The 13,940-nt window shown below is 71.3% G+C and carries 11 protein-coding genes; 4 read left to right on the forward strand and 7 right to left on the reverse strand.

The features are described 5' to 3' along the window. Positions 1-275: 275 nt before the first annotated feature. Complete coding sequence (locus ACTMVF_RS30130; protein WP_441274242.1) at positions 276-1,550, reverse strand: AI-2E family transporter; 1,275 nt, start codon at positions 1,548-1,550, stop codon at positions 276-278. Between the two features lie 60 nt (positions 1,551-1,610). Then, entirely contained in the window at positions 1,611-1,805 is a 195-nt protein-coding gene (locus ACTMVF_RS30135) for a DUF3046 domain-containing protein (protein WP_441274243.1), read from the reverse strand. A gap of 80 nt (positions 1,806-1,885) precedes the next feature. Here ACTMVF_RS30135 and ACTMVF_RS30140 point away from each other — a divergent pair, with 80 nt between their 5' ends. The 4 genes from ACTMVF_RS30140 to ACTMVF_RS30155 all read left to right on the forward strand — a co-directional run bounded on the left by ACTMVF_RS30140 (position 1,886) and on the right by ACTMVF_RS30155 (position 10,087). Further along, positions 1,886-2,830, forward strand: coding sequence for a hypothetical protein (locus ACTMVF_RS30140; RefSeq protein WP_441274244.1), 945 nt, complete (start codon positions 1,886-1,888; stop codon positions 2,828-2,830). 540 nt (positions 2,831-3,370) lie between these two features. Beyond that, positions 3,371-8,296 carry an ATP-dependent helicase gene (locus ACTMVF_RS30145; RefSeq protein ID WP_441274245.1) on the forward strand — a complete coding sequence of 1,642 codons (4,926 nt, stop codon included), beginning with the start codon at positions 3,371-3,373 and terminating at the stop codon, positions 8,294-8,296. 97 nt (positions 8,297-8,393) lie between these two features. After that, on the forward strand, positions 8,394-9,290 hold the full coding sequence (locus ACTMVF_RS30150; protein ID WP_441274246.1) for an Fpg/Nei family DNA glycosylase: 897 nt from the start codon (positions 8,394-8,396) through the stop codon (positions 9,288-9,290). Positions 9,291-9,322: 32 nt separating this feature from the next. Next, on the forward strand, positions 9,323-10,087 hold the full coding sequence (locus ACTMVF_RS30155) for an SDR family NAD(P)-dependent oxidoreductase (protein WP_441274247.1): 765 nt from the start codon (positions 9,323-9,325) through the stop codon (positions 10,085-10,087). On the opposite strand, the gene ACTMVF_RS30160 is transcribed toward ACTMVF_RS30155, so the two are convergent. The 5 genes from ACTMVF_RS30160 to rimO all read right to left on the reverse strand — a co-directional run bounded on the left by ACTMVF_RS30160 (position 10,035) and on the right by rimO (position 13,884). Continuing rightward, positions 10,035-10,313, reverse strand: coding sequence for a hypothetical protein (locus tag ACTMVF_RS30160; RefSeq protein WP_441274248.1), 279 nt, complete (start codon positions 10,311-10,313; stop codon positions 10,035-10,037). The two genes, ACTMVF_RS30155 and ACTMVF_RS30160, sit on opposite strands and share 53 nt — an antisense overlap. A 278-nt stretch (positions 10,314-10,591) precedes the next feature. Then, on the reverse strand, positions 10,592-10,972 hold the full coding sequence (locus ACTMVF_RS30165; RefSeq protein ID WP_441274249.1) for a helix-turn-helix domain-containing protein: 381 nt from the start codon (positions 10,970-10,972) through the stop codon (positions 10,592-10,594). Positions 10,973-11,081: 109 nt separating this feature from the next. Next, positions 11,082-11,627 carry a CinA family protein gene (locus tag ACTMVF_RS30170; RefSeq protein WP_441274250.1) on the reverse strand — a complete coding sequence of 182 codons (546 nt, stop codon included), beginning with the start codon at positions 11,625-11,627 and terminating at the stop codon, positions 11,082-11,084. After that, positions 11,624-12,406 carry a CDP-diacylglycerol--glycerol-3-phosphate 3-phosphatidyltransferase gene (gene pgsA, locus ACTMVF_RS30175; RefSeq protein WP_441274251.1) on the reverse strand — a complete coding sequence of 261 codons (783 nt, stop codon included), beginning with the start codon at positions 12,404-12,406 and terminating at the stop codon, positions 11,624-11,626. The genes ACTMVF_RS30170 and pgsA overlap by 4 nt, the downstream gene beginning before the upstream one ends. After that, positions 12,403-13,884: a 30S ribosomal protein S12 methylthiotransferase RimO gene (gene rimO, locus ACTMVF_RS30180; protein ID WP_441274252.1), complete on the reverse strand. Its 1,482-nt coding sequence runs from the start codon at positions 13,882-13,884 to the stop codon at positions 12,403-12,405. The genes pgsA and rimO overlap by 4 nt, the downstream gene beginning before the upstream one ends. Positions 13,885-13,940 lie beyond the last annotated feature (56 nt).

Consider the following 13,940-nt stretch of genomic DNA (forward strand, 5'->3'; position numbering starts at 1 on the left):
CCATGAGAATGGATGTTCGATTTTTGTGTCAAGCACACCACGCGACACCCTCGAGACTACGTGTCCCGTGTCCTCAAAGGTGATGGTCGAGCGCGGCGCTCACGCACGAGACGTCGGCGCTCGGAGCGCCGACAGCCCGCGGGCACACTCGTGCCGAGCCCCAGCAACAGAACGAGCAGAAGCGCTGCGACCGCCGAGCTGAGACAGGGCGACCCACCACCGGATCCATCACCGGATCCACCCTGAACCCCGGATTCCGTCACCCGCAGCCGGGCTCAGGCGGAGGAGCTCTCCCCGGAGCTCCCCTTCTCTGCCGGGGGTTGCTTCTCCGGCCGTCGTGCCCACAGGTCACGCGCGCGTGTGAACAGCCTGCCGCCTGTGCCCCGTCCCCGGTGCCCGTGGACGCGCGGGTCGTCCGTGACGGCATACCGCTTCACGTAGGCCCCGAGGAACGCCTGCAGCGTGGCGATCGCCGGGATCGCGACCAGTGCGCCCACCGCGCCGAGGAGGGCGGTGCCCGCGATGACCGATCCGAAGGCGACCGCGGGGTGGATGTCAACGGTCTTCGCGGTCAGCTTGGGCTGCAGCACGTAGTTCTCGAACTGCTGATAGACCACGACGAAGATCAGCACCCACAGCGCGTACCAGGGATCGACCGTGAAGGCGATCAGCATGGGCAGAGCGCCCGCGAGATACGTGCCGATCGTGGGGATGAACTGCGACACCAGGCCGACCCACACGGCGAGCGCGGGCGCGTACGGCACGTCCAGGCTCTCCAGCAGGATGTAGTGGGCTATGCCGGAGATCAGCGCCATCAGTCCGCGCGAGTACAGGTAGCCGCCGGTCTTGATGACGGCGATCTCCCACGCGCGCAGCACCTCGGCCTGCTTGGCCGGCGGCAGTACGGAGCACAGTGCGCGGCGCAGTCGCGGGCCGTCCGCGGCGAAGTAGAACGAGAACAACGTGATCGTCAGCAGCTGGAAGAGACCACCTAGGACCTGGGCGGACACGTCCAGGACGCCGGTGGCGCTGTTCTGCACGTAGTTGCGCAGCCAGTCGGAGCGCAGCAGGCCCTCCTGGACGTCCACGCGGCGCAGCTCGGTGTTGAAGTGCGTGTTGATCCAGTTGATGACGGAGTCGAGGTAGGCCGGGAAGTCCTCGACGATCTTGATGATCTGGCCCGCGAGCATCGACCCCAGCAGCGTCACGAACCCGGCGGACACGGTGATCACGGCGAGGAAGACGATGCCGGTGGCCAGTCCCCGACGCATGCCGCGCGAGGCCATCCAGCTCACCGCCGGCTCGATGGCCAGGGCCAGGAAGAACGCGATGAGGATGTTGATCAGCAGCCCGGTGAGCTGGTGAAAGGCCCAGCTGCCCAACTGGAACGCGCCGACGAGCGCCAGCGCGAGCATCATGGCCCGCGGCAGCCAGGACGGCATACGGCTGCTCGACCCGGCAGCGCCCTCGCCCGGAGGCTGGGTGGGCGGCGTCGTGCCGAACGGGGATCCATGCCGGGCGAGCTGCCCGGTCTCGTCAGTGCGTGCCACGGAGCAAGTGTCGCCCACACCACCGACAACCGGCTGCCGTCCGGTGATCTTCGTGACCGGTCAGCGCTTCTCCCCCGGAACATTCATGACGGCGCACACCACACGCCACACGTCCTTGGCCTCCCAGCCGGCGTCCAGCGCCTCGTGCACCGTCCGCCCGCCGAGATCCGCCATCACATGGTCGCGCGCGAAGGTGTCGGCGTATCCCGGACCGAAGTGATCCGCCATCCGCTCCCAGAAGACCGTCAACCGCATGCGTCCAGTATCCCGCCCCTGAGAGTGGGCCTGCGCCGGGACCGCTTGCCGAGACCGCTTTCCGCCCTACGGTCTGACGCATGGCCGAAACAGGAGCTTCCCCACTCCCCCCGACGCCCCCTGCGCACTCCCCCATCTTCCGCGCCGAGCAGTTCGTCTGGCTCACCGCGCGCGTGCTCGAACAGCGCCTCTTCGCGTATCACTTCCTGAACGGCGCCGCCGACGCGGTGGAGACCGCGCTGGACGCCTACCGCAACGAGGACGGCGGGTACGGCCACGCCCTGGAGCCCGATCTGCGCGGCCCGGTCAGCCAGCCACTGCACACCGGCCACGCACTGCGCGTCCTGGACGCCATCGAACGCTGTGGCGGGCAGCGCGTGGACCGCGTATGCCGCTACCTCACGTCGGTCTCCACCGCGGACGGCGCCCTCCCGGCGATCCACCCCAGCCAGCGCGGCTACCCCGCGGCTCCCTTCATCCCAATCGTGGACGACCCGCCCAGCTCACTCCTGGCCACCGGGCCGGTGGTCGGTCTGCTGCACCACAACGAGGTGTGGCACGCCTGGCTGTTCCGAGCCACGGACTTCTGCTGGCAGGCGGTCGAATCCCTCGAGAAGTCACATCCGTACGAGATCGAGGCCGCCGTGGCCTTCCTGGACTCCGCTCCGGACCGCACACGCGCGGAGGCAGCCGCCGACCGACTGGGCCGCCTGGTGCGCGAACAGCGCCTCGCGGCCCTGGACCCGGACAACCTCGACGCGTACCCGGTCTCCCCCGGCTACGCCCCCGACGAGCACCACTTCCCGCACGATTACGCGCGGACACCGCGCTCCCTCGCGCGCGCGTGGTTCACGGACGACGAGATGAGCCGCTCCCTCGACCACCTCGCCGGCGAACAGCAAAAGGACGGAGGCTGGCCGATCAACTGGGGCCGATGGGCGCCGGGCACCGCTCTGGAGGCACGCCCCATGGTGACGATCGAAGCACTGCACACGCTGAGGGCATACGGCCGCCGCATCGGCTGACCCACGCGCAGGACGAGCACCACAACCCAGAGCGGTGACTCCGGTGGCGGCCCAGATACTCCCCGCTCCCCCTCCCATACGTCTCCCCGCGACGCCCTTCCGCCCACAGCGCGACCGGCACCGCGAGGGCGTCCACCAGGCACGCCGCCGGGCGAGCAGCGAGGTCTTCCGTATGTCTCCATCGTCGCGACGACGAACGGCTGGCCACCCGTTGCGTACGGCCAAAAGGAACGTGCCGGCTGAGCACGCACCCCACGGGCCCGCAGTCGCGTACGGCGGCAAGGGGACGTGCCGGGGGGTGTCCGCCCGCAGAGTCCGGTGTCAAGAAACGGCACCTCTCGCCCAAGGCCCACCACCGGACCGAGGACGGACACCCCCCGGCACGGCCCCGACCCACAACCCACCCGCAGGCGCTACGCGAACCCCCACCCCACCAGCACAGGCCGCCGCAGGCATCGAGGCGCACCCCCACCCACCCCCAGCCCAAAGGCATTTCCCCAGCTCAGCCCCATTGTCAGTCCCCGGGTGCAGGATGGACGCATGGTCAGCAACGCACACCGAGCCCTCACCGGCTTCTCCCCCGCGACCCGCGGCTGGTTCACGGGCGCCTTCTCCGCGCCCACCGCAGCCCAGGCAGGCGCGTGGCAGGCCATCCGCGAGGGCTCGGACGTGCTGGTGGTCGCCCCCACCGGCTCCGGCAAGACTCTCGCCGCGTTCCTCGCCGCCCTGGACCAGCTGGCCTCCACACCCCCACCCGCCGACCCCAAGAAGCGCTGCCGAGTCCTCTACGTCTCCCCCCTCAAGGCCCTGGCCGTCGACGTGGAGCGCAACCTCCGCAGCCCCCTGACAGGCATCCGCCAGGAATCCGTACGCCTGGGCCTGCCCGAGCCCGAAGTAAAGGTCGGCATCCGCTCGGGTGACACCCCTGCCGCAGAGCGCCGATCCCTGTCGACCCGCCCCCCGGACATCCTGATCACCACCCCGGAATCCCTCTTCCTGATGCTGACGTCAGCGACACGCGACGCCCTGACCGGCATCGAGACGGTGATCCTCGACGAGGTCCACGCGGTGGCGGGCACCAAGCGCGGCGCCCACCTCGCACTGTCCTTGGAGCGCCTGGACGAGCTCCTCGCAAGGCCGGCCCGCCGTATCGGCCTCTCTGCGACCGTCCGCCCGGTCGACGAGGTGGCCCGTTACCTCTCCCCCCGCCGCAAGGTGGAGATCGTCCAGCCGAAGTCGGGCAAGGAGTTCGACCTCTCGGTCGTGGTCCCCGTCGAAGACCTCGCCGAACTCGGCGGCTCCCCGGTCGCCGACGGCGCCGACGGCGCAGGCGCAGAACGCCCCTCGATCTGGCCCCACGTCGAAGAACGCATCACCGACCTCGTCCAGGCCCACCGTTCCACGATCGTCTTCGCCAACTCCCGCCGCCTCGCGGAACGCCTCTGCAACCGCCTCAATGAGATCGCCTACGAGCGGGCCACCGGCGAAACGCTGGACGAGCACCACGCTCCGGCCGAGCTCATGGGCGGCTCGGGCGCCGCCCAGGGCGCACCGCCCGTCATCGCCCGCGCCCACCACGGCTCGGTCTCCAAGGAACAGCGTGCCCTCGTCGAAGAGGACCTCAAGGCCGGCCGCCTCCCCGCGGTCGTAGCGACCTCCAGCCTCGAACTGGGCATCGACATGGGCGCCGTCGACCTCGTCGTCCAGGTCGAATCACCCCCCTCCGTCGCCTCCGGCCTACAACGCGTGGGCCGCGCGGGCCACCAGGTCGGCGCGGTCTCCACCGGCGTGGTCTTCCCGAAGTACCGCGGCGACCTCGTCCAGGCAGCCGTGGTCACCGAACGGATGCGCACCGGGTCCATCGAGTCCCTCAAGGTCCCGGCCAACCCCCTGGACGTCCTCGCCCAGCAGCTCGTCGCCATGACGTCGATGGACACCTGGCAGTTCGACGATCTCCTCGCAGCCGTCCGCCGCGCCGCCCCCTTCGCGTCCCTCCCCGAATCCGCCTTCACCGCGGTCCTGGACATGCTCGCCGGCCGCTACCCGTCCGACGCCTTCGCGGAGCTTCGCCCGCGCGTGGTCTGGGACCGCGTCGCCGGCACGATCACCGGCCGCCCCGGCGCGCAGCGACTGGCCGTCACCTCCGGGGGCACGATCCCCGACCGCGGCCTCTTCGGGGTCTTCCTCGCCGGAGCCGACCCCAAGAAGGGCGGCGGCAGGGTCGGCGAGCTCGACGAGGAGATGGTGTACGAGTCCCGAGTGGGCGACGTCTTCACGCTCGGCACCAGCTCCTGGCGCATCGAGGACATCACCCGCGACCGCGTCCTGGTCTCCCCCGCGCCGGGCGTACCGGGCCGCCTCCCCTTCTGGAAGGGCGACCAGCTGGGCCGCCCGCTCGAACTGGGCCGCGCGGTGGGCGCGTTCCTGCGCGAGGTCGGCTCACTGCCCAAGGAGGACGCCCGCCTCCGTCTCCTCACCGCCGGCCTGGACGCATGGGCGGCCGACAACGTCCTCTCCTACCTGGACGAGCAGCGCGAGGCCTGTGGCCACGTCCCGGACGACCGCACGATCGTCGTGGAGCGCTTCCGCGACGAACTCGGCGACTGGCGGGTCGTCGTGCACTCCCCCTTCGGCGCCCAGGTCCACGCCCCCTGGGCACTCGCCCTCGGCGCGAAGCTCTCCGAGCGGTACGGCATGGACGCGCAGGTCATGCACGCCGACGACGGCATCGTGCTGCGCCTGCCCGACGCCGACCTCATGGGTCTGGACCTCCTGGACCAGGAACCGATGAAGGCCGGCACGGAGTACGACGCCGACCAGGCGCCCGTCGGCGCGGCGGACGTAGTGTTCGACAAGGGCGACGTCGACCAGATCGTCACCGACCAGGTCGGCAGTTCGGCCCTGTTCGCGTCCCGCTTCCGCGAGTGCGCCGCCCGCGCGCTGCTGCTGCCGCGCCGCAACCCGGGCAAGCGCACTCCGCTGTGGCAGCAACGCCAGCGCGCCGCCCAACTGCTCCAGGTGGCCAGCGAGTTCGGCTCCTTCCCGATCGTCCTGGAGGCGGTCCGCGAATGCCTGCAGGACGTCTTCGACGTCCCGGGACTGACCGAGCTCATGGGCGACCTCGAGTCCCGCAAGGTGCGCCTCGTCGAGGTCACCACCCCCGAGCCGTCCCCCTTCGCCCGCTCCCTCCTCTTCGGGTACGTCGCCCAGTTCCTGTACGAGGGAGATTCCCCCCTCGCCGAGCGCCGCGCCGCCGCCCTGTCGCTGGACTCGCGCCTGTTGGCCGAGCTGCTCGGCCAGGCGGAGCTGCGCGAACTCCTCGACGCCGAGGTGCTGACCGAGCTGGAACAAGAACTCCAGTGGCTCACCGAGGACCGCCGCGTCAAGGACGTCGAAGGCGTCGCCGACGTCCTCCGTCTCCTCGGCCCGCTCACCGACGCCGAGCTGGCCGAGCGGGGCGCCGAACCGCACTGGGCCCAGGAGTTGGCCGCCGCCCGCCGCGCCATCAAGGTCCGCATCGCCGGCACCGACCACTGGGCGGCGATCGAGGACGCGGGCCGCCTGCGCGACGCCCTCGGCACGGCCCTGCCGGTCGGCGTCCCCGAGGCCTTCACCGAGCCGGTCAAGGACCCGCTGGGCGACCTCCTCGCGCGCCATGCCCGCACTCACGGCCCGTTCACCTCGGCCACGGCGGCGGCCCGCTTCGGCCTGGGCGTGGCCATCACAGAGGGCGCCCTCCAGCGGCTGGCGGCCAGCGGGCGGATCGTACAAGGCGAGTTCCATCCGGCCGGCATCGGCCAGGAGTGGTGCGACGCGGCAGTCCTGCGCCGCCTGCGCCGCCGGTCCCTCGCCGCCCTGCGTCATGAACTGGAACCGGTGCCACCGGCGGCGCTCGCGCAGTTCCTGCCCCAGTGGCAGCACATCGGCAAGGGCCACGGGCTGCGCGGCATCGACGGACTGGTCCGCGCCATCGAGCAGTTGCAGGGCGCATCCGTGCCCGCATCCGCCCTGGAGAAGCTCGTCCTGCCGTCCCGTGTCGCGAGCTACACCCCCGCGATGCTCGACGAACTCACCGCGGCCGGCGAGGTCGTCTGGGCCGGAGCCGGCTCGCTCCCCGGCAAGGACGGCTGGGTCTCCCTCTACATGGCGGACGCGGCCCCCCTGCTCCTGCCGCAGCCCCATCCCCTGGAGCTGACGGCACTGCACCAGTCCGTCCTCGACGCGCTGTCCGGCGGCTACGGCCTGTTCTTCCGCCAGATCGCCGACCAGATCCGCGCCACCACCCACCCCGAGGTCACCGATCCCCAACTCGCCGACGCCCTCTGGGACCTGGCCTGGTCGGGCCGCCTGACGAACGACACGCTCGCACCCATGCGCTCCCTGCTGGGCTCCGGCCGCACCGCGGGCTCCACCGCCCACCGCGCCAAGCGCACGGTCCCGCGCGGCCGCTACGGCTCCCTCACGGCCGCCGCGCGCCCCGCATCCCGCACCGGCCCGCCGACCGTCGCCGGCCGTTGGTCCCTGCTCCCGGCGCACGAGCCCGACCCCACCGTCCGCGCCCACGCCCTGGCCCGCACCCTCCTCGACCGGCACGGCGTGGTGACCCGGGGAGCGGTCACCGCGGAGGGCGTTGAGGGCGGCTTCTCGGCGACGTACCGCATCCTGTCCGCTTTCGAGGACAGCGGCCAGGCGCGCCGTGGCTACGTGGTCGAGGGGCTCGGCGCCGCCCAGTTCGCGATGGACGGCGCGGTCGACCGCCTCCGCGCGGTGGCCAACGCCCGCGACCGAGGCGACAGCCTGCCCGGCCCGGACACCACCAGCGGCGCCCCCGACGGCTTCGGCGCATCTGACACGTACGGCGCTCCCGACGGCACCCCCACCTACGACATCCCGGACCTGGACCACGACTTCCTGGACGCCCACCTGGGCCCCGGCGACTACGCCTCCCCCCGCGACCTGGCCCCCCAGCGCGGCCCACGCACCTCCCAAGGCCCCACCTGGCACAACGGCGGCCCCCCGTACAGCCCCGGCTCCGGCCCCGGCTTCGCCTCCCGCCGTACCCGCCCCACGGCCGACACCCGAGCCGTCGTCCTCGCCGCCGCCGACCCGGCGAACGCGTACGGCGCCGCCCTCCCCTGGCCGGAGCCCCCGACCGGCGCCGGCCACAAGCCAGGCCGCAAGGCAGGCTCCCTCGTAGTGCTCGTCGACGGCGAGCTGACCCTCTACATGGAGCGCGGCGGCAAGACGCTGCTGGCCTGGCCCTCGGCCCCCGACACCGAACCCACCGACGACACCCGCCTGCACACGGCAGCGGAGGCCCTCGCCACAGCCGCCCGCGCGGGGTCCCTCGGCACAGTCACGGTGGAGCGCGTGAACGGCACCTCGGCCCTGACCTCCCCCATAGGCACCCTCTTGGAAGGAGCAGGCTTCATCGCAACGCCCCGAGGCCTGCGCCTACGCGCCTGACCCCATCCCGCCGACCGAACCCTCAGCCCCACCCGCCCCGACACGACCCGCACCACGCCCCCCACCGCGTCTCCCCGCCCCATGCCACCCTGGACCCATGCCCGAAGGAGACACGGTCTGGCAGACCGCGACACGGCTGCACACGGCCCTCGCAGGCAAGACGCTGACCCGCACCGACTTCCGGGTGCCGAAGTACGCCACGGTCGACCTCACGGGCCGCACCGTCCTGGACGTCACCCCACGCGGCAAACATCTCCTCGCCCGCATCGAGGGCGGCATCACCGTGCACTCGCACCTGGGCATGGAAGGGTCCTGGAAGGTCTACGCCGACCAGCAGCGCTGGACCGGCGGCCCCGCCCACCAGATCCGCGTGATCCTCTCCGCCGCCCCCGCACTCGCCACCGGCGGCACCGCCCCCGCAACCGACGCCCAGCCGGCCCGCACAGCCGTCGGCTACCGCCTCCCCGTCCTGGACCTCCTGCGCACCGCCGAAGAGCACCGTGCCGTCGGCCACCTCGGCCCCGACCTGCTGGGCCCGGACTGGGACCCCGACCGCGCCCTCGCCAACCTCCTCACGGACCCCGCCCGTCCCCTCGGCGAGGCCCTGCTCGACCAGCGCAACCTCGCCGGCATCGGCAATGTCTACAAGAGCGAGCTCTGCTTCCTGATCAACGTCACCCCCTGGCTCCCGGTAGGCGCGCTCCCCGCCGCACACACCGCCCAACTCCCCGTACTCGCCAAGAAGCTCCTGGAAGCCAACCGCGACCGCCCGATCCGCAGCACGACGGGCCGCCGCGGCCAGGACCTCTTCGTGTACGGCCGCGCCAACCGACCCTGCCTGCGCTGCAACACCCCGATCCGCGTGGCCGACCAGGGCGACGGCTCCCGCGAGCGCCCCACCTACTGGTGCCCGAACTGTCAGGCGGGCCCTGCCCCGAGCACGACACCCAGTGCGACCTCGTCACGCAGAACTCAGACTCGCCCCACCAATTGACGCTCCGTCAGAAACCCTCGTACCGTCCCTTCATGGCCGTGAAGGCGTACGACCTCACCGGACGCACCGCATTCGTCACCGGCGCCGCCAGCGGCATCGGCCGCGCCTCGGCCCTGCTGCTCGCCGAGGCCGGCGCCGCAGTGCACTGCGCCGACCTCGACGCACAGGGCCTGCACGACACGGCGACCCTGATCAAGGCGAGCGGCGGCACCGCACGCACTCACCACCTCGACGTCACCGACCGCGAACAGCTCCGCCGAGCCGTCGCCGCCTGCGAGCGGCTCGACGTGATGGCCGCGGTGGCCGGGATCATGCACAGCAGCCCGGTCCTGGAGACCCGTGACGAGGACGTCGACCGGGTACTGAACGTCAATTTCAAGGGAGTGCTGTACGCCTGCCAGGAGGCGTCCCACACGATGATCGCGCAGCGTACGAAGGGCAGCATCATCACCATGGCCTCCGGCGCCGTCGACACCGGTGGCCCCGGCCTGCTCTGTTACGGCGCGGCCAAGGCAGCGGTCGTGCAACTGACGAAGACGCTGGCTACGGAGATGGGCCCCCACGGCATCCGCGTCAACGCGGTCGCCCCGGGCTGGATCCGCACCCCCATGACCGACCACCACGACACCGCGGCGCAGACCCGGACCGAGGCGTTCATGGCCCGGCTCTCGCCGCTGGGCCGGGTCGGCGAACCGGAGGACATAGCCCACGCCGTGCTGTACCTGGCGTCCGACGCCTCGGCTTTCACGACGGGGCAGATCCTGCGTCCGAACGGCGGTGTGGCGATGCCGTGGTAGCTCGCCCCGCTCGCCAGGCTTCCGCCCACCGCCGCGGGTCGACGGCGCCCGCGGCCCGCGCCTTCGGCACGCAATGCACCGGCAACAGGCTCAGTCCCCACCCTCCGGCGGCGACGGCCCCCTCCAGCACCCCTGCGTCCGGCGCCAGCGCGAGCCGCAGCACGGCCCACCACCACAGCGCCCCGAACCCGAGGGCCACCCCCCAGCGCGCTATCGGCCGTGCCATCCACCCACCTCCAGCCCGAGGCTAGGCCGCCCGTTCACCCGCCGGGAGGGCGCACCAACGGCACACGGATGCAGCGCGGGCCAACGTCGTCACAGCGCGTCGGGCGCCGTCACACCCTCCACCATGACCGTCGGGTCACATACCGGCAAACGGACCCGGAAGGGCCCGCACAGCACGAAACCCCGACCGCACACCCCCAGGTCTCCCTGGAGAAGCCCTGGCCGGGGCCTCACACAACTCCTCAACGCGTGGTCAGCCCACGCGCACCGGCGTCACCGTCACGCGGCGACCACGTTCACTGCCTCGGCAGGCGCCTTGATGGTCACCCGTTCCGGTGGCACACCGGTCACCGACACGGAACCCAGCATCGGTCGCACCGATGTGGGTACAGGCTCGCTGGGGGTGGCCGCTGCAGACTGGGCCAGCTCGGCGAGGGCGAGTTCGTCGCTCACTTCCCGCATGAGCTCGGACATCCGTACGTCCAGCGCGTCGCAGATCGCGGCGAGCAGCTCGGAGGAAGCCTCCTTCTGCCCCCGCTCCACCTCGGAGAGATAGCCGAGTGAGACTCGGGCGGACGAGGAGACTTCGCGCAGAGTACGGCCCTGGCGCTGGCGCTGCCGACGCAGCACGTCACCCAGCAGGCGACGGAGCAGAATCATCGGTGGCTCCCTCCTCGGACCGCGTAGCCGCATCCTTCACGCCCCACCGTACCGCCTTGCGCCGCGGCCGTGCGGGGAGCGATGTCGTGTTCACTAAGGGCTGCAAACATCAAAACCCCCCGTTCCGTTCCGTATCCTGTGCCCGCTCATTCCCAGTGTGTTCGCTCGCAAGCTCCTTCAGGAGCAGTGCGAGTACGCTCCGTACACTCTCCATACGAATTTCCGCGCGGTCGCCGTTCAACCGCAGGGCCTCCACTTTTCCGCCACCGGCGGAACCGGAAGCAGGGCGGACGGGTCCGTCCACGGCCACGAAAACCGTCCCTACGGGCTGTCCGTCCTGCGCCTCGGGCCCCGCGACGCCGGTCGTCGCGATGCCCCAGTCGGACCCCAGCGCCTTCCGTACGCCCGCCGCCATCTCGGCCGCGACCTGCGGATTCACCGCCCCGTGTTGCTCCAGCAAGGTGACGTCGACGTCGAGCAGCCGATGCTTCAGCTCGGTGGCGTAGGTGGTCACCGACCCCCGGAATGCCTGGGAGGCTCCAGGGACAGCTGTGATCTCCGCCGCAACCAGTCCGCCGGTCAGCGACTCGGCGACAGCGAGCGTCTCACCCTTCACTGTGAGTAGTCGCACGACGTCGGCGGCCGGGGAACTCACGCTTCCGTCTCCTCCAACGCAGCCTTGCGCTCGGCGATTCCCCGCCTGCGCAGCACAATGGCTTGTCTCACATAGTCGAGCCCGGTCACCACGGTCAGAACGACCGCCGCAGCCATCACCCACCACCGCAGGGTGGCCAGCCACCCCGTCAGCGCCAGGATGTACATCCCGACGGCCACGCCCTGCGTGAGGGTCTTGAGCTTGCCGCCGCGGCTCGCGGGGATGACGCCGTACCGGATAACGATGAAACGCAGCAGCGTGATCCCGAGTTCCCGGCCGAGGATGACGCCCGTCACCCACCACGGCAGATCGCCCAGTGCGGACAGACAGATCAGCGCCGCACCCATGATCGCCTTGTCGGCGATGGGATCGGCGATCTTCCCGAAGTCGGTGACGAGGTCGTACGCCCGGGCCAGATGACCGTCGAACAGGTCGGTGATCATGGCGATGGCGAAGGCCGCCCAGGCGAGCGAGCGCCACGCCGGGTCGTATCCGCCGTCGGCCAGCATCAGTGCGACGAACGCGGGCACGAGGACCAGCCGGAGCATGGTCAGGAGGTTGGCGATGTTCCAGACGCTGGCCTGGTTGACGGCCGCGGCCGCGATCTTCCCGCCGCGTGCGGGCTTCGCACCGCCCGGGACACCGGCTTCGGCGCCGCCGGTCTTCGAGCCGGCGGCCCTGTTCGAACCGGCGGCCTTGGACGAACCCACCGCACTGGCCTTGCCCGCCGCGCCCGCCTGCGAGGAGCCACCCGCGGCCGACGCCGGAACTCCGGTCATCTGCCCGCCTCCTCACTACACGCGAGCGTGCCCTGCAGCGGCTCGGCCACCAGGTCGACACCTTCCGTACCGACCACCTTCGCCTCGACCATACGACCGATGCTCAGCCCTTCGCCGCTCGTGAGCAGCACCTGGCCGTCCGTCTCCGGCGCCTGGTGCGCTCCACGGCCGTACGCGCCCTCCGCGGAGTCCTCGGAGCCCACCGACTCGACGAGCACGTGCACCGTCTCCCCGACGCGCTCCTCGGCCCGCTGCGAGACGAGCTCCTCGGCCAGCCGGGAGACCCGGGCCAGCCGCTCGGCGACGACGTCCTCGTCGAGCTTGTTCTCGTACGTCGCCGCCTCCGTGCCCTCCTCGTCGGAGTAGCCGAAGACTCCGATGGCGTCCAGGCGGGCGCCGTTCAGGAACCGCTCCAGCTCGGCCAGGTCGGCCTCGGTCTCGCCGGGGAAGCCGACGATGAAGTTGGACCGCACGCCGGCCTGGGGGGCCTTGCTGCGGATCGTGTCGAGCAGCTCCAGGAACCGGTCGGTGTCCCCGAAGCGGCGCATCGCGCGCAGCACGTCGGGCGCGGAGTGCTGGAAGGACAGGTCGAAGTACGGGGCGATCTTCGGCGTCGAGGTCAGCACCTCGATGAGGCCGGGCCGCATCTCGGCCGGCTGGAGGTAGCTGACGCGGACACGCTCGATGCCGTCGACCTCCGCCAGCTCCGGCAGGAGGGACTCCAGCAGGCGGATGTCGCCCAGGTCCTTGCCGTAGGACGTGTTGTTCTCGGAGACCAGCATGATCTCCTTGACGCCCTGCTCGGCGAGCCAGCGCGTCTCGTTCAGGACATCGCTCGGGCGGCGCGAGATGAAGGAGCCGCGGAAGGACGGGATGGCGCAGAAGGAGCAACGCCGATCGCATCCGGAGGCGAGCTTCACCGAGGCGACCGGAGCACCGTCGAGGCGGCGGCGCAGGGGCGCACGGGGGCCGGAGGCCGGAGCGAGCCCTTCCGGAAGGTCGACGGGCGCGTGCCCCGGGAGCGCGACGTCTGCAGCGGACTCCTGCCGCTCGGCCGGGCTGATCGGCAGCAGCTTGCGCCGGTCGCGCGGGGTGTGGGAGGCGTGGATGCCGCCGTTCAGGATGGTCTGCAGGCGGTCCGAGATGTTCGCGTAGTCGTCGAAGCCGAGCACGCCGTCGGCCTCGGGGAGGGCCTCGGCGAGTTCCTTGCCGTACCGCTCGGCCATGCAGCCCACCGCCACGACGGCCTGGGTTCTCCCATGGCCCTTGAGATCGTTGGCCTCCAGGAGGGCATCCACGGAGTCCTTCTTGGCGGCGTCGACGAAGCCGCACGTGTTGACGACGGCGACATCCGCGTCCCCGGCGTCCTCCACGAGGTCCCAGCCGTCCGCCTCCAAGCGGCCTGCGAGCTCCTCCGAGTCCACCTCGTTACGGGCGCAGCCAAGAGTGACGAGTGCGACGGTACGGCGTTCAGGCATGGGCTCAAGACTACTTTGTCTCACTGACACCCCACGTCGACGGGGTTGGCCGATCT

This window comes from Streptomyces sp. SD31 (assembly GCF_052068475.1).
Taxonomy (GTDB): Bacteria; Actinomycetota; Actinomycetes; order Streptomycetales; family Streptomycetaceae; genus Streptomyces.